19 protein-coding genes are annotated in these 25,822 nt (G+C 66.6%); 7 read left to right on the top strand and 12 right to left on the bottom strand.

The window, feature by feature from the left end:
• Positions 1 to 30 precede the first annotated feature (30 nt).
• Genes ABQ039_RS07030 through ABQ039_RS07015 form a run of 4 tightly spaced genes read right to left on the bottom strand, consistent with a single transcriptional unit; the run spans position 31 to position 4,773 of the window.
• Positions 31 to 1,611, bottom strand: coding sequence for a DHA2 family efflux MFS transporter permease subunit (locus ABQ039_RS07030; protein WP_024938907.1), 1,581 nt, complete (start codon positions 1,609 to 1,611; stop codon positions 31 to 33).
• Positions 1,612 to 1,617: 6 nt separating this feature from the next.
• Positions 1,618 to 2,811, bottom strand: a complete 1,194-nt coding sequence (locus tag ABQ039_RS07025; protein WP_024938906.1) for an efflux RND transporter periplasmic adaptor subunit — start codon at positions 2,809 to 2,811, stop codon at positions 1,618 to 1,620.
• A 10-nt stretch (positions 2,812 to 2,821) separates the two neighbouring features.
• Positions 2,822 to 4,309 carry an AdeC/AdeK/OprM family multidrug efflux complex outer membrane factor gene (locus ABQ039_RS07020; RefSeq protein WP_311548425.1) on the bottom strand — a complete coding sequence of 496 codons (1,488 nt, stop codon included), beginning with the start codon at positions 4,307 to 4,309 and terminating at the stop codon, positions 2,822 to 2,824.
• Positions 4,310 to 4,332: 23 nt separating this feature from the next.
• Positions 4,333 to 4,773: a MarR family winged helix-turn-helix transcriptional regulator gene (locus tag ABQ039_RS07015; protein WP_016904051.1), complete on the bottom strand. Its 441-nt coding sequence runs from the start codon at positions 4,771 to 4,773 to the stop codon at positions 4,333 to 4,335.
• Between the two features lie 123 nt (positions 4,774 to 4,896).
• Here ABQ039_RS07015 and ABQ039_RS07010 point away from each other — a divergent pair, with 123 nt between their 5' ends.
• From ABQ039_RS07010 to ABQ039_RS07000, 3 genes are all read left to right on the top strand, one after another.
• On the top strand, positions 4,897 to 5,748 hold the full coding sequence (locus ABQ039_RS07010) for a helix-turn-helix domain-containing protein (RefSeq protein ID WP_024938904.1): 852 nt from the start codon (positions 4,897 to 4,899) through the stop codon (positions 5,746 to 5,748).
• 60 nt (positions 5,749 to 5,808) lie between these two features.
• Positions 5,809 to 8,052, top strand: a complete 2,244-nt coding sequence (gene parC / locus ABQ039_RS07005; RefSeq protein ID WP_065031781.1) for a DNA topoisomerase IV subunit A — start codon at positions 5,809 to 5,811, stop codon at positions 8,050 to 8,052.
• Between the two features lie 599 nt (positions 8,053 to 8,651).
• Complete coding sequence (locus tag ABQ039_RS07000; protein WP_065031817.1) at positions 8,652 to 9,308, top strand: thiopurine S-methyltransferase; 657 nt, start codon at positions 8,652 to 8,654, stop codon at positions 9,306 to 9,308.
• 275 nt (positions 9,309 to 9,583) lie between these two features.
• Here ABQ039_RS07000 and bfr read toward each other — a convergent pair whose 3' ends face one another.
• Positions 9,584 to 10,069 carry a bacterioferritin gene (gene bfr, locus ABQ039_RS06995; protein WP_039511630.1) on the bottom strand — a complete coding sequence of 162 codons (486 nt, stop codon included), beginning with the start codon at positions 10,067 to 10,069 and terminating at the stop codon, positions 9,584 to 9,586.
• Positions 10,070 to 10,215: 146 nt separating this feature from the next.
• Here bfr and ABQ039_RS06990 point away from each other — a divergent pair, with 146 nt between their 5' ends.
• From ABQ039_RS06990 to hpaM, 3 genes are all read left to right on the top strand, one after another.
• Complete coding sequence (locus ABQ039_RS06990; protein ID WP_184610947.1) at positions 10,216 to 12,612, top strand: penicillin acylase family protein; 2,397 nt, start codon at positions 10,216 to 10,218, stop codon at positions 12,610 to 12,612.
• A 230-nt stretch (positions 12,613 to 12,842) separates the two neighbouring features.
• Positions 12,843 to 14,987 (top strand): TonB-dependent siderophore receptor, encoded by a 2,145-nt coding sequence (locus ABQ039_RS06985; RefSeq protein ID WP_184610949.1) that lies wholly within the window; start codon positions 12,843 to 12,845, stop codon positions 14,985 to 14,987.
• 239 nt (positions 14,988 to 15,226) lie between these two features.
• On the top strand, positions 15,227 to 16,276 hold the full coding sequence (hpaM, locus tag ABQ039_RS06980) for a type III secretion-associated outer membrane-bound protein HpaM (protein ID WP_046342179.1): 1,050 nt from the start codon (positions 15,227 to 15,229) through the stop codon (positions 16,274 to 16,276).
• A 68-nt stretch (positions 16,277 to 16,344) separates the two neighbouring features.
• Here hpaM and asnB read toward each other — a convergent pair whose 3' ends face one another.
• From asnB to map, 7 genes are all read right to left on the bottom strand, one after another.
• A complete protein-coding gene (gene asnB, locus ABQ039_RS06975; protein ID WP_184610951.1) occupies positions 16,345 to 18,039 on the bottom strand; it encodes an asparagine synthase B in 1,695 nt (564 codons plus the stop codon).
• A 295-nt stretch (positions 18,040 to 18,334) separates the two neighbouring features.
• Entirely contained in the window at positions 18,335 to 19,468 is a 1,134-nt protein-coding gene (gene dapE / locus ABQ039_RS06970) for a succinyl-diaminopimelate desuccinylase (RefSeq protein WP_184434030.1), read from the bottom strand.
• 111 nt (positions 19,469 to 19,579) lie between these two features.
• On the bottom strand, positions 19,580 to 19,936 hold the full coding sequence (locus ABQ039_RS06965) for an arsenate reductase (RefSeq protein ID WP_039528236.1): 357 nt from the start codon (positions 19,934 to 19,936) through the stop codon (positions 19,580 to 19,582).
• Positions 19,933 to 20,406, bottom strand: a complete 474-nt coding sequence (locus ABQ039_RS06960; protein WP_024938894.1) for a hypothetical protein — start codon at positions 20,404 to 20,406, stop codon at positions 19,933 to 19,935. Before ABQ039_RS06960 ends, ABQ039_RS06965 begins: the two co-directional genes overlap by 4 nt.
• Positions 20,403 to 21,569 (bottom strand): 2,3,4,5-tetrahydropyridine-2,6-dicarboxylate N-succinyltransferase, encoded by a 1,167-nt coding sequence (gene dapD / locus ABQ039_RS06955; RefSeq protein ID WP_104568722.1) that lies wholly within the window; start codon positions 21,567 to 21,569, stop codon positions 20,403 to 20,405. Before dapD ends, ABQ039_RS06960 begins: the two co-directional genes overlap by 4 nt.
• 22 nt (positions 21,570 to 21,591) lie before the next feature.
• Positions 21,592 to 24,201, bottom strand: coding sequence for a [protein-PII] uridylyltransferase (locus ABQ039_RS06950; protein ID WP_184610952.1), 2,610 nt, complete (start codon positions 24,199 to 24,201; stop codon positions 21,592 to 21,594).
• The gene (gene map / locus ABQ039_RS06945) at positions 24,198 to 24,974 is read right to left on the bottom strand and encodes a type I methionyl aminopeptidase (RefSeq protein ID WP_039520326.1); all 777 of its coding nucleotides are present in this window, start codon (positions 24,972 to 24,974) and stop codon (positions 24,198 to 24,200) included. The genes ABQ039_RS06950 and map overlap by 4 nt, the downstream gene beginning before the upstream one ends.
• Positions 24,975 to 25,265: 291 nt before the next feature.
• On the opposite strand from map, the gene ABQ039_RS06940 reads away from it, so the two are divergent.
• Positions 25,266 to 25,817 carry a spore coat U domain-containing protein gene (locus ABQ039_RS06940; RefSeq protein WP_102254495.1) on the top strand — a complete coding sequence of 184 codons (552 nt, stop codon included), beginning with the start codon at positions 25,266 to 25,268 and terminating at the stop codon, positions 25,815 to 25,817.
• The last annotated feature ends 5 nt before the right edge of the window (positions 25,818 to 25,822 follow it).

Genomic DNA, 25,822 nt, shown 5'->3' with positions numbered 1-25,822 from the left:
TAATAGAAGCCTCTCTGTGCACACCCCAAGTCAGTGCCCACCCGCTGCCGCCGCACCACCGGCACCTGCACCGAACGGCGGCTTGGCCAGCCACAGGAAGAAGATGATCGCCAGGAAGGTCCAGCCGAGCAGGTAGAAGATGTCGTTGAAGCCCATCTGCGAGGCCTGGTGGTTGATCATGTTGTTGAGCGAGGCTGCGCCGCGTTGCAGGTCGCCCTGCCCCATCGCGGTGACCTGCTCCTGCATGCCCGGCGTATACACCGAGATGTGTTCGGTGATGTGCGCATGGTGCACCTGGGTGCGGCGTGCCCACAGATAGGTGGTCAGCGATGCGGCGAAGCTGCCGCCCAGGGTGCGCAGGAACGTGGCCAGGCCGGAACCTGCCGCGATCTCGCGACCGTCCAGGTCCGAGAGCAGAATCTGCAGCACCGGCATGAAGAACAAGGCCACACCCACGCCCATCACCAATTGCACGGTGGCCACATGGCTGAAGTCCACCTGCAGGTTGAAGTTGGAGCGCAGAAAGCTGGTGAACGACAGGAAGATGAAGGCGACGGTGGCGAGCATGCGCAGGTCGAAACGCAGCGCGTACTTGCCCACGAATGGCGTCATCAGCACCGGCAGGATGCCGATCGGCGCGGTGGCAAGGCCGGCCCAGATCGCGGTGTAGCCCATGTCGCGTTGCAGCCATTGCGGAATCAGCAGGCTCACGCTGAAAAACGCCGCATAGGCCACGACCATCGCCAGCGTGCCGGCGCGGAAGTTGCGATGCCGGAACAGCTTGAGATCGACGATGGGATCCTTGTCGGTGAGTTCCCAGATCACGAACACCACAAGCGCCACGGCAGCGACGCAGGCCAGCACCACGATCTTGTCGGAAGAGAACCAGTCCTCGTCGTTGCCCAGGTCCAGCACCAGCTGCAGCGCACCGACGCCGACCACCAGCAGGATCAAGCCGATGTAGTCCATGCGCGGCTTTTCCAGCTGCTCGGGGCGATGGCGCAACTGCGAACCCACAATACTGCTGGCGATGATGCCCAACGGCACATTGATCAGGAAGATCCATTCCCAGCTGTAGTTGTCGGTGATCCAGCCGCCCAGGATCGGACCGGCGATCGGTGCCACCACGGTGATCATCGCCAACAGGGCGAGCGCCTGCCCGCGTTTTTCGCGCGGGTAGATCGACACCAGCAGGCTCTGGGTGATCGGGTACATCGGCCCGGCAACAAACCCCTGCAGCGCGCGCGACACCACCAGCATGCCCATGCTCTGGGCCAGGCCGCACAGCAACGAGGCCACGGTAAAGGCCAGCGTCGACCACACGAACAACTTGGTCTCACCGAAGCGGCGGCTCAGCCAGCCGGTCAGCGGCAGGGCGATCGCGGTGCTGACCGCGAACGAGGTGATGACCCAGGTGGCCTGCTGCGAGCTGGCGCCGAGATTGCCGGCGATGGTCGGCAACGAGACGTTGGCGATCGTGGTGTCCAGCACCTGCATGAACGAGGCCATCGCCAGGCCCACGGTGCACAGCGCCACGCTCGCCGGACGAAAGCCGGCGGCGGGCGCAGGTGCCGAGGGACCGCCTGGCGCGGTGGGAGCTTGCGAAGACATGCTGGCTTAGCCCGCCTTGGACGCAGCCTGCGCAGGCAGGTTGTCCTGGATGATGCGTTGGATGTCCGCGTCGGCGGCCTGCAACTGCTGCGCATACACGTCGGTGGAGAACACCGCGCCATTGGCGAACTTGGTCGGCAGCACGCTGCCCTGCTGGTCGTGCAGGTTGACGTCGACCTTCATCGACAAACCGATGCGCAGCGGATTACCGGCCAGTTGCTTGGCATCGACCGCGATGCGCACCGGCACGCGCTGCACGATCTTGATCCAGTTGCCGCTGGCGTTTTGCGCCGGCAACAGCGAGAACGCGCTGCCGGTGCCCAGGCCCAGGCTTTCGATGCGGCCGGTGTAGTCCACGCCGCCGCCGTACAGATCCGAATGCAGTTCCACTTCCTGGCCCAGGCGCATGTGCTTGAGCTGGGTTTCCTTGAAGTTGGCTTCCACCCATACCTGCTCCAGCGGCACCACTGCCATCAGCACGCTACCGGGCTGCACACGCTGGCCCAGCTGCGCCGAGCGACGCGCCACGTAGCCGGACACCGGCGCGATGACACCGGTGCGCGCATGGTTGAGATAGGCCTGACGCAGCTGCGCGGCGGCAGTCTGCACGTCCGGCTGGTTGGCCACCGCACTGTCGTCCACCAGCGCGCGGTTGCGTTCGAAGCTCTCGCGCGAACCGCTCACCGCCGCTTCGGCCGCGGCCAGTTCCTCGCGGGCATGCGCCAGTTCTTCGTTGGAGATCGCGCCGCTGGCGGCCAGATCCTTGCGGCGTGCGAAGTCGGCACGTGCGCTGCGCAAGCTCACCTCGCGCGAGGACAGTTCGGCCTGCGCGCCTTCCACGCTACGGTACAGACCACGCACCTGGCGCACGGTCTTGGCCAGATTGGCCTCGGCCTGCTGCAATGCGACTGCGGTGTCGGCCGGGTCCAGCTGCACCAGCAACTGGCCGCGCTCCACGCGCATGCCGTCTTCGGCGCCGATGCTGACCACGGTGCCGCCGACCATCGGGGTGATCTGCACCTGGTTGCCCTGCACGTAGGCGTCGTCGGTGTCCTCGTGCCAGCGGCCGACCAGGAAGTACCACACCACAAGACCGATGATCGCCAGGATCACCACAATGGCCACGATGCGCAGCGCCGCACGGCGCTTGCTGGGCGCGGCCGGCGCAGGTTGGGAAGAAGTTGGAGTCGTCTGGCTCATCGTCGCTGTCTCAGGAATTCGGTTGTGCGGAAGTGGTCGCGGCGTGTGCGGTGTCGCGCGCAGGTTCCGGCGTGAATCCGCCGCCCAGGGCACGCTGCAACCTCACCGAGGCCAACAGTTGTTGCGATTGCAGGCTGGCCATGCGCTGGCGTGCGAGCAGCAGCTGCTCCTGCACGCTGAGCACTTCCAGGTAGCTGCCGATGCCGGCGCGGTAGCGTTGCTGCGCAAGCGCGAAGGCGGCGGTCACGGTCTGCACCGCGTCGTCCTGCGCGCGCGCACGCTGCTCCAGCGAACGCACGGCGTTGACCTGGTCGGCTACCTCGCGCAGGGCGTCGATCACTTTCTGGTTGTAATCGGCCACCGCCAGGTCGTATTGCGCATCGCTGCCGGCCAGATTGGCGCGCAGCTTGCCGCCATCGAAGATCGGCAGGCTCAGCGCCGGCGCAACCACGCCGAACACCGAGGCGCTTTCCAGCAACTGGCCGACATCGCGATTCACCACACCGCCCAGCGCCGTGATGTTGAAACTGGGGTAGAAGCGGGTCTTGGCGGCGGCGATATCCTGATCGGCGGCCTCCACGCGCCAGCGCGCGGCGACCACGTCGGGGCGGCGGCCCAACAGGTCGGCAGGCAGGTTGCTCGGCAGCTGCGTGGCGATGGCCGCCCCCAGCGTCGGGCGCGCGATCTCCAGCCCGCGATCCGGGCCCTGCCCGGCCAGCGCGGCCAGGGCGTTGCGCGCCTCGTCGATCTGCTGCTGCGCGGACTGCAGCTGCTGCTGCGCCGACGGTACGCGGGCCTGCGCCTGGCGCACCTGCAGATCGCTGTCGATGCCGGCGCCGCGGCGTTGCCGGGTGAGCTCCAGGGTCTTCTGCACGCGGGTCAACTCATCGTTGGCCACGTCGTGCAGGCGCCATGCGTAGTCGAGCTGCGCATAGGCTTCGGCGATCGCCGCCGACAGGTTCAGGCGTGCCGCCTGTGCGTCCACCTCGGCCGCATGCGCCTGGTCCACCGCCGCTTCCCAGGTGGCGCGCTTGCCGCCCCACAGGTCCACGCCATAGCGGAAGTCCAGCACCAGTTGGCCGTTGCCGCCGAACTTGCCGCCGCGCTCATCGCCCACCATCGATTCGGGCAACTGCACACCCGCATAGCCGCCGGACACCGACAGGCTGGGGCCGCGATCGGCCTGCGCGCTACCGATGCGCGCCTGCGCCTGACGCAGGCGCGCATCGGCCGCCGCCAGGCTGGGACTGTGCTGCAGGCCTTCGGCGATCAGCGCGTTCAATTGCGCATCGCCCAGGGCGCGCCACCAGTCGCTGGCCGGCCAGGCGGCCGGGCTCAGGTTGGCCTGCGCGAGGGTGCGCTCGGCATGCACTGCGCCCGGCTCCAGCATGGTGCCCTGCGGGGCAAGCCCGCGGCTGCTGGCGCAGGCGGCCAGCGCCAGCGTCAGCGCAGTGAGGACGAGCGGCCGCGCAAGCTGCGTGGACCGCAGGCGCAGTATCTGGATCGGGGAACTAGCAGCGTTCATGAGTTGAGTGCATCGCGGACACGGATGAGAAGAGAGGTGAGTTGCTCGCGCTCGGGCGGGGCCAGATCGCGCAAGCCATGCTCGATGGCGCGCTCGCCGCGCAGCTTCAGGCGCTCCCACAGCGCCACGCCCTGTTCGGTCATGACGATCTGCAGCGCGCGCCGGTCCTGCGCATGTGGCTCGCGTCGCACCGCACCGAGCGCTTCGAGCTTGTCGAGCAGGCGGGTGACCGCGCTCGGGGTCTGGTCCAGCGCCAGCGCCAGTTCGTTGGCCGTGCAGGGCGAGCGCACCGCCAGGATCTTCAGGCCGACGTAGTGGCTGAAGCCGAAGTCCGGCAGCTCGCCCTTCATTTCGGCGTCGAGCTGACGCATCAGCGCATCGCGCACCTGGCGCAACAGCAGGCCGAACGACGGCGAGGCGGTGGAGAGGTCATTCATGGCGGGCTATTTTCTTCCGAAAAATATATTTGTCAACGCAAATATTTCTAACGGGATTAAACCGCCAGCAAGGATCGTCACCTTACGCGCCTGTGGCGCTGGCCTGGTAATACAATTGCGCCAATGACTGTCGAAAATCCGCCAACCACACGCGATGCCCTGCCGCCCGGCGTGCGCGACAGCTTTGAGTGGGCCGACGGACCGGAGGTGATCGCGTTCCTGGCCGACCTGCGCGCGGTATGGGCGCCGGAGACGGTTCGGCATGCGCATGTCCGCGGGCAGCTGATGTATGTGGAGCACGGCGTGCTGACGGTGCACACCGAGCAGGGAACCCTGTCGCTACCGCCGGGCTGCGCCGGCTGGATGCCGCCCGGCCAGCAGCACACCGTGGAACTGGCTGGGCCGCTGCGCGGCTGGGGCGTGGTGGTCCGGCCGGACGCCTGCGCCGCGTTGCCCGCGCAAGGCGGGGTGATCCGCCTGACCGGGCTCGCCCGCGAGGTGATCATGCGCGCGGCCGACTGGCCGCTGGGCCAGCCGCTCGACCCCGCCCGGCAACGCCTGGCCGCGGTGCTGCTGGACGAACTGCACCAGGTGCAGATCGACCACCTGCACCTGCCGATGCCGGCCGACCGGCGGCTGCTGCGCATCGCCCGGCAGTTGCTCGATACCCCGGCCGACCCGCGCCCGCTGGACGCCTGGGCCGACTGGGGCGGGCTGTCGGCGCGCAGCCTGAGCCGGCATTTCCGCAGCGAGACCGGGCTGAGTTTCGCGCAGTGGCGGCAGCAGGCCCGGCTGGCAGAGGCGCTGCGGCGGCTCAGCCAGGGCAGCCCGGTCGCCCAGGTCGCCGACCAGCTCGGATACAGCAGCCCCAGCGCCTTCGTCAGTGTGTTCCACCGCCACTTCGGCGCTCCACCCACGCGTTATCTGGCCGGCACGCATGCGCGCGGCTTGGCATCCCCCGCCGCATCCGGATAATCGGCGCTCTTCGAGCTCGCGCCACGGCGCGGGCTCCTCTTTCGTAGGACCTGGCTTTACATGACCGATCTGACCCGCCCCACCTTCCACGGCTTCGAGCAGCTGCCGCTGCGCGAGTACGCCGAACGCGCCTATCTCGACTATTCGATGTACGTGGTGCTCGACCGCGCCCTGCCGTTCCTGGGTGACGGCCTGAAGCCGGTGCAGCGGCGCATCATCTTCGCGATGAGCGAGCTGGGCCTGAATGCCGCTGCCAAGCCGAAGAAATCCGCGCGCACCGTGGGTGATGTGATCGGTAAGTACCATCCGCACGGCGACAGCGCCTGCTACGAAGCACTGGTGCTGATGGCGCAGCCGTTCTCGTATCGCTATCCGCTGATCGAGGGCCAGGGCAACTTCGGCTCCACCGACGACCCCAAGTCGTTCGCGGCGATGCGCTACACCGAATCCAAGCTGACCCCGATCGCCGAGGTACTGCTGGGCGAAATTGGCCAGGGCACCACCGATTGGGCGCCCAACTTCGACGGCACCCTGGAAGAGCCGACCTGGCTGCCGGCGCGCCTGCCGCACCTGCTGCTCAACGGCACCACCGGCATCGCGGTAGGCATGGCCACCGACGTGCCGCCGCATAACCTCAACGAGATCGTCAGCGCGCTGCTGCGCCTGCTCGACAACCCCGATGCCACGGTCGCCGAGCTGTGCGAACACGTGCTCGGCCCGGACTACCCGACCACCGCCGAGATCATCACCCCGGCGGCCGATCTGCGCGCAATCTACGAGACCGGCCACGGCAGCGTGCGCGCACGCGCCACCTACAAGAAAGAACACGCCAACATCGTCATCGATGCGTTGCCGTACCAGGTCTCGCCGTCCAAGGTGATCGAGCAGATCGCCCAGCAGATGCGCGCCAAGAAGCTGCCATGGCTGGAAGACATCCGCGACGAGTCCGACCACACCAGCCCGGTGCGGGTGGTGCTGGTGCCCCGCTCCAACCGTGTCGATGCCGAGCAGCTGATGGGGCACCTGTTCGTCACTACCGACCTTGAGCGCAGCTACCGCGTCAATCTCAACGTGATCGGCCTGGATGGCCGCCCGCAGGTCAAGAACCTCAGGCATTTGCTGAGCGAGTGGCTGAGCTTCCGCAGCGACACCGTCACCCGCCGCCTCAACCATCGCCTGCAGAAGGTCGAGCGCCGCCTGCACCTGTTGGAAGGGTTGTTGATCGCCTTCCTCAACCTGGACGAAGTGATCCGCATCGTCCGCAGCGAGGACGAACCCAAGCCGGTGTTGATCGCGCGCTTCGCGCTCAGCGAGGAACAGGCCGAATACATCCTGGAAACCAAGCTGCGCCAGCTGGCGCGCCTGGAAGAAATGAAGATCCGCGGCGAGCAGGAAGCACTGGCCAAGGAACGCGCGCAGATCCTGGCCATCCTGGAAAGCAAGACCAAGCTGAAGAAGTTGATCAAGGACGAGCTGACCGCCGACGCCAAGAAGTTCGGCGATGCACGTCGCTCGCCGCTGGTGCAGCGTGGCGCCGCGCAGGCGATCGACGAAACCGAGATGGTCGCCAGCGAACCGATGACCGTGGTGCTGTCGGAGAAGGGCTGGGTACGCGCGGCCAAGGGCCACGAGGTCGACCCGGCCGGCATGTCCTACCGCGAAGGCGACAGCCTGCTGGCGGCGGTGCGCAGCCGCAGCACCCATCAGGTGGCGTTCCTGGATTCGGAAGGCCGCGCCTATTCGACCGCGGTGCATACCCTGCCCTCGGCACGCGGCAATGGCGAACCGTTGACCGGACGTTTCTCGCCGGCCTCGGGCGCGGCGTTCCAGGTCATGGCCAGCGCGGACAACGCCACCCGCTTCGTGCTGGCGTCATCGCACGGCTATGGCTTCGTCACCCGCTTCGAAAACCTCACCGGCCGCAACAAGGCCGGCAAGGCGATGCTCAACCTGACCACCGGCGCGCATGTGCTGACGCCTGCGCAGGTGACCAATCCGCAGAGCGACCGCATCGTCGCTGTCACCAGTGCCGGCAATCTGCTGGCGGTGACCGCCAGCGATGTGCCCGAGCTGGACAAGGGCAAAGGCAACAAGATCATCGACATCCCCAAGGCCAAGCTCGGCACCGAGCGCGTGGTGGCGGTGGTGGCGGTGGCTCCGGGCAACACGCTGCTGGTGCGCAGCGGTGCACGCACCATGAGCCTGTCGTTCAAGGATCTGGATAGCTATGTGGGCGCGCGTGCGAGTCGCGGTGCATTGTTGCCGCGAGGGTGGCAAAAGGTGGACGGGCTGGAAGTGCAGTAACGGCTGTTCACCGACGTGGCGCGCAGCGGCGCGTTCGACGCTGCCGCTGCCTCGATTTACTGAGGCGCGGCAAAAGGTGGACGGGCTGGAAGTGCAGTAACGGTGATTCGCTGACGCACCGCGCGATGGCGCGTTGGCCGTGCGGTCTTGAGCGACCCACAAAACTACCGCCAGCTGGACGCTGCCGGCGTTAGGGCATCGCGCCCTCGGCCAGGTTGGCTTGCAACGGCGAGGTTACGCTGAGGCTCAAGCTCTGCATCGCCTTGAGAGGTAATCGAACGGTGCGGATGCGTCGGCTGTAGAGCAGAGAGATCTGCGGCCTTGCTGCAGGGCCCTTGCCCGCCCACCATCGCAGGACACGCCGCAAGTACGTCCCTGTAGGCTCTTACGCGGCATCCATGCCGCGCAAGGTCCCGCGACGGTGGGCGGACAAGGACCGGTCGAGATGGTCGGTATGGGTGGTTGCGAGCGCGGCGTGCGTGGTTGTGCGCAGTGCATGTCGCGCGGCGATGCGGTGTGATCGCCTCCTTTCGATCTGCAGTGTCAGTGCCATTGGCTGCATCACGGCACTCGTCAACGCAAACCAACAAGACAACATCATGGACACAGATTTCTGGCTGCAGCGTTGGCAGAACGGTCAGACCGGCTTCCATCAGGACCAGGTGATGCCGTTGCTGCAAAAGCACTGGCCGGCGTTGCAGCTGCCGAAGGCTGCCCGCGTGCTGGTGCCGTTATGCGGCAAGACGCTGGACCTGCACTGGTTGGCCGCACAAGGCCATCGCGTGCTGGGCGTGGAGATATCGCCGCTGGCGGTGACGCAATTCTTTGCTGATGCCGGCCTGCAACCGCAGCGCCACAGCAGCCGCGCGGGCGAGCACTTTATCGCCGGCCCGATCGAAATCATCTGCGGCGACGCGTTTGCACTGGAGCCAAGCGTGCTGGCCGATTGCAGCGCCGTCTACGACCGCGCCGCATTGATCGCCCTGCCGGCCGGCTTGCGCCAGCAGTATCTGCACACCACGTACGCGCGCCTGCCTGCGGGATGCCGCGGGCTGTTGATCACCCTGGAATATCCGCAGGCCGAAAAGGCCGGGCCGCCGTTTTCGGTGGACGCTGCCGCGGTGAACGCACTGTTCGACACGCAATGGCGGGTGCAGCCACTGGAACGCCGCGACATCCTCGATCAGGAGCCGCGCTTCCGTGCCGATGGCGTCACCGCCCTGTCGACCGGCGTCTATCGTCTGCAACGCAACTGACGGTCACGGGCGAACTTTGTCATCGACGATCGCTGCCGACGCCCCAGTCGGGCGCAGCAGGCGTTGCACAGGCAGCGCAGCGCGCGCCGATCAGCACCGCGCGGCGTTGCGCCACGCGCTGGTTCGCACAACAGCGCAAGGCGCCGAGCAACACCGCCGCAGACCGCCGGCAGCTGACGCAGACCACGCAGCAAGGCAATGCCCCGCGCGGCACCTGCCGATTGCAAATCTGCGCTACGCACGCTCAGCGGCTGCGCAGCGCCCAGTCACCGGGCTCAGCCGGCAACGTGCCCCTTGTCGATCTTCGAGGTCTGGTACAGCTCCAGGCCGATCCGCTTGATCAGGCCCAACTGCTGCTCCAGCCACCAGGCGTGGTCCTCTTCGGTGTCCTGCAGCTGCTTGAGCAGGATGTCGCGGCTGACGTAATCGCCGTGCTCTTCGCACAGCTTCATGCCGGCGGCGAGATTGGCGCGCACTTCGTATTCCACCACCAGATCGCGCTCGAGCATCTCCACCACGGTCTTGCCTGGCGCAAACTCGGCCGGCCGCATGTCCGGGTCGCCTTCCAGGAACAGGATGCGCCGCAGCAGCGCATCGGCGTGCTCGGTCTCCTCTTCCATTTCGTGATTGATGCGCTCGTACAGCGCCATCAGGCCCTGGTCCTCGTAACGGCGCGAGTGCAGGAAATACTGGTCGCGTGCCGCCAGTTCGCCGCGCAGCAGCTGCTTGAGGTAGTCGACGACTTCGGGATGGCCTTTCATGATGTGCTCCAGCGACGCAATGCCCGCATGGTGCCCTAAGCCGCGGCGCAATGATCTAATCGGAATCACTTTCAGTTGCGCTTGCGGCCAGACCCGCCATGGTCATGAGCGGCCGCCACACTGTGACCGAACTCAAGGACTCGACAATGCGCAAATGGCTGGGCCGGCTGCTGCTGGCAATCGTGGTGTTGATCGTGGCGGCCGTGCTGGCCGTGTATCTGCTGATGCGTGGCAGCCTGCCGCAGCTGGATGGCAACAGCGCATTGCAGGGCCTGGCGGCACCGGTCAGCGTGCAACGCGACCGGCGTGGCGTGGTCACCATCGATGCGTCCAGCCAGGTCGATGCCATGCGCGCACTCGGCTATGTGCACGCGCAGGAGCGCTACTTCGAGATGGACCTGATGCGCCGCGCATCGGCCGGCGAGTTGTCCGAGCTGTTCGGCGCCGCAGCGCTGGACCTGGACAAACGCAATCGCGTGCACCGGCTGCGCGCCCGCGTGCATGCCAGCCTGGATGTCGCCGCCGGCAGCCAGCACGCCGCGCTGCAGGCCTATACCGAGGGCGTCAATGCCGGGCTGGCTGCACTGCGCGTGCGCCCTTGGCCGTACCTGTTGCTGCGGCAGACACCGCGCGCGTGGACGCTGGACGACTCCATCCTCACCGGCATGGCGATGTATGCCGACCTGCAGGACAACGACAACCAGACCGAACTGGCAGCCGCCCGCATCCGTGCGGTGGTGCCGGCGGCGCTGGCGGCATTGCTCGACCATCAAGGCTCCAGCTGGGATGCGCCGCTGTTCGGCCCCGCGCACGGCGATGCCGTGCTGCCCGACGCCGCCACGCTGGATCTGCGCCGCCTGCCGCATGCAGCCGCCACCACAGGCGCCGAGTCGCCGACGCCTGGCAGCAACAACTTCGCCGTGGACGGCAGCCTCACCAGCGACGGCCGCGCCATCGTCGCCGACGACATGCACCTGGGCCTGCGCGCGCCCAACATCTGGTTCCGCGCACGCCTGCGTTACCCGGACACCAGTGCGCCCGACGGCAAGGTGGACGTCACCGGTTTCACCCTGCCCGGCTTGCCGGCGGTGGTGGTCGGCAGCAACGGGCATGTGGCCTGGGCCTTTACCAACAGCTACATCGACACCGCCGACTTTGCGCGGATTGCGCCGGCCACGCCGGGTCATCCGCAAGTGCTCACCACCCATATCGAGACCATTCGCGTGGCCGGCGCCGCGCCGGTGCGTTTTGCGGTGCGCGAGAGCGCGTGGGGCCCGGTCCTGCACGACAACGCCGATGGCAGCCTGCTCGCGCTGCGCTGGGCCGCGCAGCTGCCCGGCGCGATCCGGCTGGACTTTGCGCAGATGAGTACGGCGGCCGACGTGCAGGCCGCCTTTGCAGTGGCGGATCGCTCGGGCATTCCGGCACAGAACCTGTTGCTGGCCGATCGCAGCGGGCGCATCGCCTGGCGCTTGATCGGTGCGCGCCCGGTACGCAATGCCGGCTGTGGCCCGAGCGGCATCGCCGAACTGGCAAGCTCGGCGCAGGGTGCGGACGCGGCATCGCCTGCGTCAACGGCGGCATCGGCGCAGGGCGGCTGCCTGCCCTGGCCGGTGCGCAGCGACGCTGCCCCCGCCCTGATCGATCCTCCCTCGCACCGGCTCTGGACCGCAAACAGCCGCGTCGTCGATGCGCAGCAGTTGGCCACGCTCGGCAATGCCGGCTACGACCTGGGCGCGCGTGCGCAGCAGATCCGCGACGACTTGTTTGCCAGGCAACGTTTCAACGAGCTGGACCTGCTCGCCATCCAGCTCGACGATCGCGCCGTGCTGCTCACGCGGTGGTGGCAGTTGTTGCGCAGCGTGGTCGAGCACAGCAAGGACCCGGCCTTGCAGCAGATCGAAGCCGCCACCCGGCAGTGGGACGGGCACGCATCTACCCGCTCGACCAGCTACCGCATCGTGCGCGGCTTTCGCGGCATGACCATCGACGCAGTGGAAACCGGCCTGCTGGCGCCGGCAAAAGCCGCGCTTGGCAAGGACTTCCTGCCGCCGCGTCGCGCGCAGCTGGAAGGCATCGTCTGGCCGTTGCTGCAGCAGCGCCCGGCGCATCTGCTGCCGCCCGCCTATGCAAACTGGGATCAGCTGCTTGCCGCGGCTGCACGCAATGCGCAGACCGATCTCGCTGCGCAGGACGGCGCCTTGAGCGAACGCACCTGGGGCGAACGCAACACCGCCACCATCTGTCACCCGATCGCGCGGGCATTGCCTGCGCTTGCCAAGCGCTGGCTGTGCATGCCGCCCGACCAACTGCCAGGCGATCGCGACATGCCGCGCGTGCAAGGCCCGGCCTTCGGCGCCTCCGAACGCATGGTGGTGTCGCCCGGCCACGAACAGGACGGCATCGTGCACATGCCGGGCGGCCAGAGCGGACACCCGTTGTCGCCGTTCTGGGGCGCAGGGCACGACGATTGGGTACACGGCCGGCCGACCCCGTTCCTGCCGACCGCAACCCGCTACACGCTGCAGTTGCAGCCGAAGTAGGCGGGGTCATTGCTGTCTCGAGCGTCGACACAGGTTTCAACCGTCGTTGGGGGGATGGACGAACGCAAAATCGGTGTCTGCGTTCTGCCGATCGCACCCCGCACCTCGCACCTCGCACCTCGCACATCTGGATACCCAAGTATCCGCAGCCACGCCCGGCCACCGATCTGCCCAATCAAGCGAGCACAACATGCTAAGATGCATTTGATAACCATTCCCATTAGTGACCAATGCGCCCCACGCTCCTTGTCACCGCGCTCGCCGCTGTCTTGGCGTTACCCTCGCCCCGCGCCTTCGCCCAGCAACACACCAGCACCTCGGCAGCCGTCACCGACCTCGATGGCGTCGACGTCGTCGGCCGTGCGCAGACGCTGTACAAATCCGACGATGCCGCGGTGGCCACACGCACCGATACGCCGTTGTCGCTGGTGCCGCAGTCGGTGCAGGTGCTGCCGCGCGAACTGATCGACGACCAGGCCGCGCGCCAGATCACCGACCTGTATCGCAGCATCAGCGGCATCAGTTTCTTCAGCTATGCCGGCGTCACCCTGCGCGGATTCCGCCAGGAAAACGTGCTCTACGACGGATTGCGTGGCGATCCGTATGCCGGCTTCTCGGTGCCACAGCTGTTCAATATCGAACGCGTGGAAGTGCTCAAGGGCCCGGCCGGTGCGTTGTACGGCGGCGGCGAACCCGGTGGCGTCATCAATTACGTCACCCGCAAGCCCGGCCATCAGGCCGCGCGTCGGGTGGAGCTGCAGGTGGGCAATCAATCCTTCGGGGCGGCCTCGTTCGAGGCCACCGGGCCGGCACGCGAAGACGGGCGCATTCGCTACCGCGTTGGCGCCTATGCCGATGGCGAGGATGGCTTTCGCCGCAACACCGATAGCCAGAGCCAGATCGGCGATGCGTCGGTGGCGTTCGACATCGGCCAGACCGGCGAGCTCACGCTGCAGTACACCGACATCACCCAGAACCTGGGCGGCAATCGCCTGCGCGGCGTGCCGGTGGACGACGACGGCAACTTCCTCACCGACCGTCGCTGGAACCACAACGAGCCCACCGATTTCCTCGACATGCGCGCCAAGGTGGCGTTCGCGCAGTACCGCTTTGCGCCATCGGATGCGTGGGATGTGGACATGGCGATGCGCTGGTTCAAGAACGACGAGCATCAGATCTATCACGAGCCGATGGGCCTGATCGACCGCGATGGCGACGGCACTGCCGAATGGATGACGCGGCAGCTGCGCAACCAGTTCCGCGACAACGATGCGATCTCCAGCAACGTCAACGCGGTGTTCCGCACCCGCATCGGCGCGATCGAGCACAAGCTGCTGATGGGCGCGGACTACTATCGGCTGGATGCGGATTTCTGCGCGCAGACCGCCAACACCGCAGACACCGGCCGCGTGCGTGGGCCGGTGCCGGGCATCGACCTGTTCAACCCGGTGTATGGCCGCAGCGGCTTCTACGACTACGGCCTGGGCAGCCTGCCCTGGCGCGCCACCAGCACCCGCAGCCAGCGCTATGGCGCGTATCTGCAGGACGAACTCAGGCTGACGCCGCGCTGGTTTGCGATGGCCGGACTGCGTTGGGACGGCTTCAAGGACGACAACCGTCTGGACGGCTCGCGCGTCACCGGCAACGATCTCAGCTGGCGTGTGGGCAGCACCTTCGTGCTGCGCGATGGCATCAACGCGTACGCGAGTTATGCCAGCGGCTTCCTGCCGCAGGATGCCGCCAATCAGGACAGCAGCGTCGGCGGGCCGTTCGATCCCGAGCGCAGCACGCAGTGGGAAGTGGGCCTGAAGACCGCGCTCAACGATGGCGGGCTGACGCTCAACACCGCGCTGTATCGCATCGAACGCAGCAATATTGTGCAGGCCAACGGCAGTATCGTCGATGGCGTCAATCAGCTCTCCGCGCTCGGCCTGGTACGCAGCGAAGGCCTGGAGGTGGATCTGCTGGCCGACCTCACCGAACGCTGGGTGCTCAACCTGACGTACGCCTACAACGATGCACGCGTGCTCGATGCCGGCACCAACGGCATCACCAATGCGTCCGGCGACCGCTTCGCCAATGCACCGCGCAACACCTTCGGTCTGTGGACGCGCTACGACCTGCCGGCCTGGAATTCGGCAATTGCCTTCGGTGCGGACTACGTGGGCGAGCGGGTCAGCCTGGAGGGCCAGCGCGTCAAGCCGTACGCCATCTTCGACATCAGCTGGCAGACGCAGTGGGATGCCTGGAAACTGCAGGTCAACGTCAAGAACCTGTTCGACAAGGTCTACGCCGCCAGCGGGTTCACCGAACGCACCGGGCACTTTCCTGGCGAACCGCGCCGTATCTACGCGCAGCTGGCCTACAGTTTCTAAGCGTGGCGAACGGGCGCCTGTCCAGGCCTTAAGCGATGCTGCAACTGTGACGCTCGTCGGCCGCAGCGGCCGCCGCGCGCCAGTTGCGGCCCTGACCACGGCAGTGCAATGAACCTGCGCCGAATCAGGCAGGCCGGAATCAGCCAGACTTTAACGTCCGGTGGGACACACTAGAGGCCGTCGCGATCTGCAACGTGTTTGCGCACGATCGCCCTCCTCCCCCACTGACCGGAATCCGCATGCCTCAGCTTGCCCGCTCCGTTTCCGCCCTGTTGCCCCTGCTCGTTGCCACTGCCTGCTCGGCAGCGCCGCCCGCCAAATCCGGCCCGCCGGATGCGCCGGTCGCCGCCTGTACCGCCAAGCTGCGCCCCGGGCAGGATCTGCAGAAAGCCATCGACAAGCTCCCGCAAGGCGATGCGCCTGCGGTGCTGTGCCTGGAAAAAGGCGAATTTCCGCTCAATGGGCTGGTCTCGATCCACCGCGGCAATCTCGTCTTGCGCGGCAAGGGCCCGACCACGGTACTGCGCATGGCCGATGGCGTACAGCAACCGGCGCTGGTGGTCGGCGACTACGAAAACCAGCAGCCAACCGGCGTGATCCGCAATGTCAGCATCGAAGACATGCAGATCGTCGCCAGCACCGGCGACAAGGAATTCATGCCCGAGCGTCCGTACCTGAGCAACAGCGCGGTGGTGGTGCGTTCCGGCCAGGGCATCCGGCTGGCCGGCCTGCAGGTCAACAAGTGCCGCAGCGCCTGCCTGCTGAGCGAGTACGACACCCGCGAGATCACCATCGAAAACAACGATGTGTCCGGCGCGATCTGGGACGGCGTGTCGTTCAACCGCACCGCCAAGGTCACCATGGTCAACAACTACATCCACGACAACGTGGCTGCAGGCCTGACCACCGAGCATCTGGAAGACAGCGAGATCCGCAACAATCGCTTCGAGCGCAACGGCAGCCAGGGCATCTATCTGTCCGACGCGCGCCGCAACCGCTTCAGCAACAATCAGTTCGACGGCAACAAGGTCGCCGGAGTGTTCCTGGCCTGCGCCATCCGCTATCGCACGCCGGAAATCCTGTGCTGGGACAACAGCATGAGCCAGGACAACGTGTTCGAGAACAACCGCTTCTCCAATACGCCGTTCACCTACACCATCGGTGTGGACCGCGCTGCCAACTGCACGGCGGCCGACTTCAAGCCGAACCTGTGGCGCAACAACCAGGCCGACGTGGCCGGCGTGGATATCGAGCCGCAACGCTACGGATACTGCGTGCGCCACGAGTGATCGCAGCAGCGGCCGGCAGCGCGTGAGCGAATGCCGGCCGCTGGAGTTTCAACTTCGATGCAGCAGCGTTACGACGCCAAGGCCTGTTCGTGCACGCCGGCAATCGCACGGCCGGACGGGTCGGCCATCGCGGCGAAGCTGGCATCCCAGGCGATCGCGGTCGGCGACGAACACGCGATCGACTTGCCGCCCGGCACCGTCTCCGCAGCCGCCTGGCTGGGAAAGAACTGCTCGAACAGCGTGCGATAGAAATAGGCTTCCTTGGTCTGCGGCGGATTGACCGGAAAGCGTCTGGAGGCGGCAGCCAGCTCGCGGTCGCTGACATGCGCGGCGGCGTGCGCCTTGAGTCCATCGATCCAGCCATAGCCCACGCCATCGCTGAACTGCTCCTTCTGCCGCCACAGGATCGACTCGGGCAGATAGCCGGCAAACGCTTCGCGCAACACGCCCTTTTCCATCCGCGTGGCGCCGCTGCTGGTCTTGTCGATCATCTTGAAACTGGCGTCCATGCGCATGGCCACATCCAGGAACTCGCGATCCAGGAACGGCACGCGCGGCTCCACGCCCCAGGCCATCATCGACTTGTTGGCGCGCAGGCAATCGTAATTGTTGAGCGCATCCAGCTTGCGTACCAGTTCCTCATGGAATTCGCGTGCGTTGGGTGCCTTGTGGAAATACAGGTAGCCACCGAAGATTTCGTCGCTGCCTTCGCCCGACAGCACCATCTTCACGCCCATCGCCTTGATGCGTCGTGCCAGCAGGAACATCGGCGTGGAGGCGCGAATGGTGGTGACGTCGTAGGTTTCGATATGGCGGATGACCTCGGGCAGCGCATCCAGGCCCTCCTCGAAGCTGTACTCGAAGCCGTGATGCACGGTTCCCAGTGCGGCGGCGGCGACTTCGGCGGCGGCCAAGTCCGGCGAGCCTTTCAAGCCGATCGCGAACGAATGCAGGCGTGGCCACCAGGCTTCGGTGGTGTCGTTCTCCTCGATGCGATGGCGTGCATAGCGTGCCGCCACCGCCGCGACCAGCGACGAATCCAGCCCGCCGGACAGCAGCACGCCGTACGGCACATCGGTCATCAACTGACGGTGCACTGCGCGCTCGAAGGCCTCGCGCAACTCCTGCAACTGCACCTGCACGCCTTCCACCTCGGCGTATTCGCGCCAGGAGCGCTCGTAATAGCGACTCAGCGCACCGGTGGCGCTGTCGTACCAGTGGCCGGGCGGAAACTGCGCCGCATCGGCGCAATCGTCCACCAGCGACTTCAGTTCCGAGGCCACCCGCAGCCGGCCTTCGCGGTCATGGCCCCAGTACAGCGGCACCACGCCGATCGGGTCGCGCGCGATGAGCACCCGCCCGGCCGCCTTGTCCCATAGCGCGAACGCAAAGATGCCATTGAGGCGGTTGAGGTAGGAGGCCGGCGCATCCTCGCGGTACAGCGCATTGATCACCTCGCAATCGGAGCCGGTCTGGAAGGCGTATGGCTGCACCAGCTCCTGCTTGAGCTCGCGATGGTTGTAAATCTCGCCATTCACCGCGAGCGCAAGCGCGCCATCTTCGGACAACAAGGGCTGCGAGCCGCCGGCCGGGTCGACGATGGCCAGCCGCTCGTGCACCAGGATCGCACCGGCGTCGACATAGACGCCGCTCCAGTCCGGGCCGCGGTGACGCTGCCGCTGCGAACATTCCAGCGCCTGCCGGCGCAATACCTGCAGATCGTCACCGGGTTGCAGGCCGAAAATACCGAAGATGGAACACATGGAAACACTCCTGGATGAAACTGCGGGGGTTGGCGGCCGGTGGAAGAGCGTGCTGCACGAGAATGACACCCATAAAAAAACCCGCATCGGCCGATGCGGGTTTTCTGATTCCTGGGCGTTTGGTTTTACTTCGCCTAGTCGCAGACCCGCATCGGCCGCGCACGATTGTTCGCGCGCAGAGTGTTGCGGTTGGCGTTATTGAGGTTGGCGAGCTGGAAGACCATGTGACCGACGCTAACCGTTCGTTTTCGATGGCGCAACTGTTTCAGCGGCAACGACGGCGGCAACTGCTCCGTCAATCGACCAGCAGCCGCTCGATCAGCGTGCGGTACAACGCCGGCAGCGCTTCCAGATCGGCCACGCGCACATGCTCGTCGACCTGATGGATGCTGGCGTTGACCGGGCCAACTTCGATGCATTGCGCACCCAGCGGCGCGATGAAGCGCGCATCGGAGGTGCCGCCGCCGGTACTTTCTTCCGGCGGTGCGCCGGCGAACTGGCCCAGCACCTCGCGTGCGACGCTGCGCAGGCGGCCTTCCGGGGTGTAGAACGGCTCGCCGCTGCGATGCCAGCGCAGCGCATAGTCCAGCCCGTGGCGATCCAGCAATGCGGTGATTTCCGCCTCCAGCCGCGGCGCATCCCACAGCGGGGTGTAGCGCAGATTGAAGGCCACCTGCAGCTCGCCCGGAATCACGTTATTGGCGCCGGTGCCGGCATGGATGTTCGACACCTGCAGGCTGGTCGGCGGAAAACTCTCGAAACCCTCGTCCCACTGCCGCGCTACCAGCTCGGCCAAGGCCGGCGCGGCCAGATGGATCGGATTGCGCGCCTTGTGCGGATACGCCACATGCCCCTGCACGCCTTTCACCGTCAGCGTGCCGGACAGACTGCCGCGACGGCCCACGCGCAGCAGGTCGCCCAGCCGTTCGGTGGACGACGGCTCGCCGGTGATGCACCAGTCGATCGCCTGCCCGCGCGCACGGAACAGCTCGGCCACGCGCCGCACGCCGTCGATGGCATCGCCTTCTTCATCGGAGGTCAGCAACACCGCCAGCGTGCCGGCATGCTGCGGATGGGCGGCGACGAACTGTTCGGCAGCGATCGCGAAGGCGGCCACGCTGCCCTTCATGTCGGCCGTGCCGCGCCCGTACAGCACACCATCGCGGATCTGCGGATCGAACGGATCGCTGGTCCAGGCCTCGCGCGGCCCCGGCGGCACCACATCGGTGTGGCCAAGCAGCACCAGCACCGGCGCACCACTGCCATGCGTGGCCCACAGATTGTCGACCTGGCCCAGGCGCAGATGCTCGCAAGCGAATCCGGCAGCCTCCAGGCGTTGCGCGAGCAGCACCTGGCAGCCGGCGTCGTCCGGTGTCACCGAGGCACGTGCGATCAGCTCACAGGTCAGTTGCAGTACGTCGCTGGTCATGCTCGTCCTTCCTATAAAAGATGCAGCTGGGCCGCGGGCATCAGCAGGTCGCCTGCCGTCCACGCGCCCGCCCCGCACAGGCCTGTACGGACCGATGACGCGGTGGCACCATCAGGCGATGTTGAAGCGTGCCTTGAACCCGTTGTCGGAGAAGCCCTGGCTGAGCGCGCCATCGTCGCTCACCACCACCGGGCGGCGGATCAATTGCGGGTATTCGCGCAGCAGCAGCTTCCATTCGGCGTCCGAACCCGGCGTCTTCTTGTTGTCGGGCAACTGGCGCCAGGTGGTCGAGGACTTGTTGATCAAGGCCTCGAATCCGCCAGCCTTGCCGGCCCAATCCAGCAACGTCTCCGGCGCGGGCGTGTGCTCGCGGTAGTCGACGAAGCTGTAGGCCACGCCGAAGCGGTCCAGCCACTTGGTCGCCTTCTTGCAGGTGTCGCAGTTCTTCAATCCGTAGAGCGTGGTCATGTCGTCGCCTTTTCGACTCCGCGGCGCGCGCTTGCACGCGCCAACAGGGTGGTTACCAGTTGATCGTGTTCCTGCCCATGGGCGGGCAGGAACACCACATCGGCACGTGTGCCGTGGAATTTCAGCGCCATCCGCCGTGGCGGAATCAGCCATGCCGCATCGACCGAGCGCAACTCGGCCAGGTCCACACGCTGCGATCGTCCCTGCTGCACGATCTCCAGCGCATCGCCCGCATCGCGGACCTGCGCCCAGCGGCTGGATGCCCATGCCAGACGCAGGGTCATCAGCACCATCAGCACAGGCGCCAGCCACCGCAGGACCTCCAGCTGCTGCGGCACGCCATCGCGCGCCAGCGAGCCGGCCACGTAGAGCGCCACCCATCCCAACCACAGGGCCGGGATGCCCCAACGCACCCAGCCACTGAGCGGCCGCGACAGCATGGTGCCGCGTGCAGGCTGCGCAGTGCTCAATCGGCCAGGCCGCGCAGCAACTCGTTGACGCTGGTCTTGCTGCGCGTCTTGGCATCCACCTGCTTGACGATCACCGCGCAATACAGCGAGTGCGAGCCATCTTTCGACGGCAGCTGGCCGGACACCACCACGCTGTAAGGCGGCACGTAGCCGTAGGAAATCTCGCCGGTGGCGCGGTTGTAGATGCGCGTGCTCTGGCCGATGAACACGCCCATGCCGATTACGCTGTGGTGCCCGATGACCACGCCTTCGACCACTTCCGACCGCGCACCGATGAAGCAATGATCCTCGATGATGGTCGGGCTGGCCTGCAGCGGTTCGAGCACGCCGCCGATGCCGGCGCCGCCGGACAGATGGCAATGCGCGCCGATCTGCGCACACGACCCCACCGTGGCCCAGGTATCGACCATGGTGCCTTCGCCCACATACGCGCCGATATTGGTGAAGCTCGGCATCAGCACCACGTCCTTGCCGAAATAGCTGCCGCGCCGCGCCACCGCACCCGGCACCACGCGCACGCCGGCCTTGCGGAACTCGGCTTCGCCGAAGCCGGCAAAACGCGACTCCACCTTGTCCCAGAACGGTGCCGGCTGCGCGTCGATCACGGCCATCTCGTTGACGCGGAAATACAGCAGTACGGCTTTCTTCAACCACTCGTTGACGCTCCAGCCGCCCTGCCCGTCCGGCTCGGCGACGCGGAACTCGCCGCTTTCCAGGCCGTCGATGACGCGGGTGACGATGGCACGGGTGGAGCCATCGATCTCGTCGACGGTCAGGCTGGCGCGGCGCTCGAAGGCGCTTTCGATGCCGAACTTGAGCTCGTCACTGCCCACCGGCGTTGCAGCGCCGCGCACGGTCTTTTCGGCGATCGGCAGTTTCTTCGCAGCTGCAGCCTTCTTGGCAGCCGGTGCGGACACCACGCTGGTCGGCTGCTTGGCCACGCGCGGGGCCGCACTGGTCGCCGGCTTGGTGGCGCTTTTCCTGGTGACCTGCTTGGTAACGCTTTTGCTGGCGGCCACAGGCTTAGCAGCCGCCGCGGTGGCCTTGCGCTTGTCGACGGCCGGCGCCTGGGGCGCCTTGCCGCTCTTGCTCGGCGCGCGTTTGGGCGCTGCGCCGGTGGGGGTCGCGCCCTGCTTGCGCGCGGTCTTCTTGCTGGTGGCCATGGGGGGTCTCCGAACGGACTACTCAGGTGGGATCGAGGCAGGCGCACAGCGCATCGCGCAGCGCCTGCCGGGCGGATTCGGGCAACGGGCGGTCGTGCTCGTCGGTGATCTGGAACTGGTCTTCGGCGCGCTCGCCGAAGGTGGCGATGCGCGCATCGTGCACACGCAGGTGTTGCAGGCGCAGCACATTGGCCACATCGGCCAGCAAGCCGGGGCGATCGGGCGCGACCAGACTGATGCGGGTGCGGCGACCACCGGCGCTTTCGCTGAATTCCACGCGCGGCGCAAAGCGGAAGTGGCGCAGCTGGCGCGGCACCGCACGCCGCGAGGGACGCACCTTGTGCAGGTCGCCGGCCAGCACTTGGCGCAAGGCCGCGGCCAGGCGCTGCGGGTCGCCATCGGCGGAACTGTCCTGCGGCAGCACCTCGAACACGTCGAAGATCGCATCGTGCGGCGCATCCAGCACGCGGGCGCGATGGATGCCATACCCCTTGCGATCCAGCGTGGCGACGATCGCGGAGAACAAACCATCGCGATCGGGCGAATACACGAACACTTCCAGCGCGTCGTTGTCCGGTACCGCGCGCCGCGCCTTGACCAAGGTCTGGCCGATCTGCACCTCGATCAGCGACACCGCCTGCCAGGCCAGTTGCTCGGGACGGAAGCGCAGGAAGTTTTCATCCGGCATGCCGGCGAACTGGCGGTCGATGGTGGCATCGTCGTGGCCTTGCGCCTGCATCAGCGCGCGGGCGGACTCGCGCGCTTCGCGCAGGCGCTCTTCGCGCGGCGGCGGATGCTCCAGGCCCTCGCGCAGTGCGCGCCGCGCGGCGAAATACAGGTCGGCCAGCAGCCGGTCCTTCCACGCGTTCCACAGCTTGGGGCTGGTGCCGGCGATATCGGCGCAGGTCAGCAGGTACAGGTAATCCAGGCGCTCGCGCGTGCCGACCAGGGTGGCGAAACGGTGGATCACCTCCGGGTCGGAGATGTCCTGCTTCTGCGCGGTCACCGACATGCGCAGATGCTGTTCGACCAGCCAGGCCACCAGCGCGGTATCGCCTTCGCTGAGCCGGTGCGCCTGGCAGAACGCGCGCGCATCCACCGCGCCCAGCTCGGAATGATCGCCGCCGCGGCCCTTGGCGATGTCATGAAACAGGCCGGCCAGCAGCAGCAATTCCGGCTTGCGCAGGCGCGGCCAGACTTCATGGGTGATCGAAAAACGCTCGTCGGCGCGACCGGCGGCAAACAGCGAGATGTTCCGCAGCACCATCAAGGTGTGCTGGTCCACCGTGTAGACATGGAACAGGTCGAACTGCATGCGCCCGGACACGCTGGCGAATGCCGGAATCCACTGGCCCAGCACGCCCAAACGCGCCATGCGGTTGAGCGACTCCACCGCCCGCGGGCCGCGCAGCAGCGCCATGAAGCGGTCGCGCGCGGTCGCATCGGCGACGTCGTAGGCCGGCAACTCGCGCAGCACCTCGGCCAGCGCGCGCGCCGTCAGCGAATGCAGCCCGCGTACCTCGCGATGCGCCGCCCATTGCGCAAACAGCGCAAAGACCTGCAGCACGTCGCCGCCCGGCCAGTCCTCTGCATCCGCAGCCAGATAGCCGCGGCGCAGACTGAAGCCCTCCCCGAGCGGCTCCGGCACCGCCTCGCCGTCGAACTGTTCTTCGAAACGCTGCAGCAGGCGGTCGCTGATGCGGCGGATCAATGCAGCGCTGCGGTAGAAGCGCTGCATCATCTTTTCCACGCCCAGGCTTTCCGGGTCGTCGGCAAAGCCCAGCCGCTCGGCAAGCGTCTTCTGGTAATCGAACCCCAACCGCTCTTCCGGCCGGTTGGCCACCAGGTGCAGGCCGAAGCGCAAGCGCGCCAGCTCCTCGCGCTCGCGTCGCAGCGCTACGGCCTCGTCGAAACCGACATGGCCGAGCCCGACCAGGGCCTCCAGATCCTTGACCCCGAACGCGCGCAGCGCCATCCAGCCCAGCGTCTGCAGATCGCGCAGGCCGCCGGGGCCGTCCTTGATGTCCGGCTCCAGATTGTCGGCTGTATCGCCGAAGCGCTGATGCCGCGCCAGCAGCTCTTCGCGCTTGGCCTGAAAGAATTCGCGCGCCGGCCACACCAGTTGCGGCGAGATCGCTGTGGCCAGCGCGGCGCGCGCCTGGCTGCCGGCCACCAGCGGGCGCGACTCGATCAAGGCGGTCAGCACCGTCTGATCGGCCGCCGCGGCGGTGCACTGCGCCGGCGAGCGCACCGCGTGGCTGATCGGCAGGCCCACATCCCACAGCAAGGCGAACAGCCGCGCCAGGGCCTGCTCGTGCTGTTGCTGCACGCCGGTCTCGCCCAGTACCAGCACATCCACGTCCGAGCGCGGGAACAGTTCGCCGCGCCCATAGCCACCCACGGCATGCAGCGACAGCCCGGCATCGGCCGGAATGCAACGCGTCCACGCATTGCGCATCAATTGATCGACTGCGCGGGCGCGCAAGGCCACCAGGCGCTCGATCGGCTCGCCCTGGTCGAAGCGCTTGCACAGGCGCATGTCGGCATGCACCAGCAGCGGGCGCGCTTGCGCGGCCCACTCGGCATCGCCGGCGACACCCGGGTCGGGTCGGTCCGCCGGCGTGGCCGTCATACCGGAGCGGGAGCGTTCGGCGACAGCGTCAGCACATCCACGCCGTCTTCGGTCACCGCGACCATGTGTTCCCACTGCGCGGACAACTTGCGGTCCTTGGTCACCACGGTCCAGCCGTCCGGCAGGGTCTTATGGTGGTAGGTGCCTTCGTTGATCATCGGCTCGATGGTGAAGGTCATGCCGGGCTTGAGCACCAGGCCTTCGCCGGGGCGGCCGTAATGCATCACCTGCGGCTCGTCGTGGTAGACCTTGCCGATGCCATGGCCGCAGTAATCGCGCACCACGCTGAAACGCTCGGCTTCGGCAAATTTCTGGATCGCGTGGCCGACATCGCCCAGCGTTGCGCCCGGCTTGACCGCACGGATGCCACGCCACATCGCCTCGTAGGTGGTTTCCACCAGCCGCTTGGCCATCACCGACGGCGTGCCGACGTAATACATGCGGCTGGTGTCGCCATGCCAGCCGTCCTTGATGACGGTGACGTCGATATTGACGATGTCGCCGTCTTTCAGGACCTTGGCCGCGCTCGGGATGCCGTGACAGATCACGTTGTTGACCGAGGTGCACACGCTCTTGGGAAAGCCGCGGTAGCCGACGTTGGCAGGAATGGTGCCCTGCACGTTGACGATGTGGTCGTGGCAGATGCGGTCCAGCTCGGCCGTGGTCACGCCCGCCTGCACATACGGCGCCACGACATCGAGCACCTCGGCGGCCAGGCGGCCGGCGACGCGCATCAGTTCGATTTCTTCTTTGGTTTTCAGATTGACGCTCATGGCAGCGATTATCGCCGATTCGGGCTGAATCTGAACGACCCGCGCCGTTGTTTTTCATGCCGCAGCCGATCAAGCGCCCAGACGGACCGGGCAGCAGGAATCTGGCGGCACCGCGCATTCATGTGTGACGCACTACCGCGCGCGTCAAAAACTCAATGAACGGGGTCATCCGAGAGACATCGCAATTTCGGGAAAACTCTGAGGATAAACAGCGAGATAGCCAAATCATTCAGGGTAATCTTTGGCACAGCTGATGCATTGGAGGCAGGGCGACGAGTCGTCGCGTCACCAATGACCAGACCGGTCAAGGAAATGTCCATGCGTACTGTCCGCCCTGTCCTGCTGTCCCTCGGCCTGCTCTCGACCATTGGCGTTGCCACCGCAGCAGATACCACCACATTCAACGTCAAGATCGCCGTCACCAAGGCCTGCACCATCACCGCTGCCTCGGCGACGGACGTCGACTTCGGCTCGGTGTTGTCCACCTCCACCGCCAATGCCGACGCCAACGGCAGCGTGACCGCGCAATGCACCGCACTGACGCCGTACAACATCGCCTTGAGCGCGGGCAGCAATGCCGGCACCGCCAACGACGTCACCACCCGCCGCATGAAGAACACCGATGCGCTGGTCACCACCAACAACTTCATCGCCTACCAGCTGTACCAGGATCTGGGCCGCAGCACGGTATGGGGCAGCACCACCGGCACCAATACGCTGAGCCGCACCGCCACCGGCATCAACCAGGTCTATCCGGTCTACGGCCGCGTGACCAACCCGTCGGCCAACAATCCCGCGACCGGTACCTACCAAGACACCATCACCGCCACGATCGTCTACTGAGCGCG

This window comes from Xanthomonas sp. WHRI 6108 (assembly GCF_040202385.2).
Classification (GTDB): Bacteria; Pseudomonadota; Gammaproteobacteria; order Xanthomonadales; family Xanthomonadaceae; genus Xanthomonas; species Xanthomonas arboricola.
This window is presented reverse-complemented; position numbering and strand designations above follow the sequence as displayed.

Coding starts and splice junctions, on each gene's coding strand:
- ABQ039_RS06990 (WP_184610947.1), top strand. CDS start 10,216: ATGCGCAAATGGCTGGGCCGGCTGCTGCTGGCAATCGTGGTGTTGATC.
- bfr (WP_039511630.1), bottom strand. CDS start 10,069: ATGAAAGGCCATCCCGAAGTCGTCGACTACCTCAAGCAGCTGCTGCGC.
- parC (WP_065031781.1), top strand. CDS start 5,809: ATGACCGATCTGACCCGCCCCACCTTCCACGGCTTCGAGCAGCTGCCG.
- ABQ039_RS06985 (WP_184610949.1), top strand. CDS start 12,843: ATGCGCCCCACGCTCCTTGTCACCGCGCTCGCCGCTGTCTTGGCGTTA.
- ABQ039_RS06965 (WP_039528236.1), bottom strand. CDS start 19,936: ATGACCACGCTCTACGGATTGAAGAACTGCGACACCTGCAAGAAGGCG.
- ABQ039_RS06940 (WP_102254495.1), top strand. CDS start 25,266: ATGACCAGACCGGTCAAGGAAATGTCCATGCGTACTGTCCGCCCTGTC.
- ABQ039_RS07025 (WP_024938906.1), bottom strand. CDS start 2,811: ATGAGCCAGACGACTCCAACTTCTTCCCAACCTGCGCCGGCCGCGCCC.
- dapD (WP_104568722.1), bottom strand. CDS start 21,569: ATGGCCACCAGCAAGAAGACCGCGCGCAAGCAGGGCGCGACCCCCACC.
- ABQ039_RS07010 (WP_024938904.1), top strand. CDS start 4,897: ATGACTGTCGAAAATCCGCCAACCACACGCGATGCCCTGCCGCCCGGC.
- ABQ039_RS07015 (WP_016904051.1), bottom strand. CDS start 4,773: ATGAATGACCTCTCCACCGCCTCGCCGTCGTTCGGCCTGCTGTTGCGC.
- hpaM (WP_046342179.1), top strand. CDS start 15,227: ATGCCTCAGCTTGCCCGCTCCGTTTCCGCCCTGTTGCCCCTGCTCGTT.
- ABQ039_RS07000 (WP_065031817.1), top strand. CDS start 8,652: ATGGACACAGATTTCTGGCTGCAGCGTTGGCAGAACGGTCAGACCGGC.
- dapE (WP_184434030.1), bottom strand. CDS start 19,468: ATGACCAGCGACGTACTGCAACTGACCTGTGAGCTGATCGCACGTGCC.
- ABQ039_RS06950 (WP_184610952.1), bottom strand. CDS start 24,201: ATGACGGCCACGCCGGCGGACCGACCCGACCCGGGTGTCGCCGGCGAT.
- ABQ039_RS07030 (WP_024938907.1), bottom strand. CDS start 1,611: ATGTCTTCGCAAGCTCCCACCGCGCCAGGCGGTCCCTCGGCACCTGCG.
- map (WP_039520326.1), bottom strand. CDS start 24,974: ATGAGCGTCAATCTGAAAACCAAAGAAGAAATCGAACTGATGCGCGTC.
- asnB (WP_184610951.1), bottom strand. CDS start 18,039: ATGTGTTCCATCTTCGGTATTTTCGGCCTGCAACCCGGTGACGATCTG.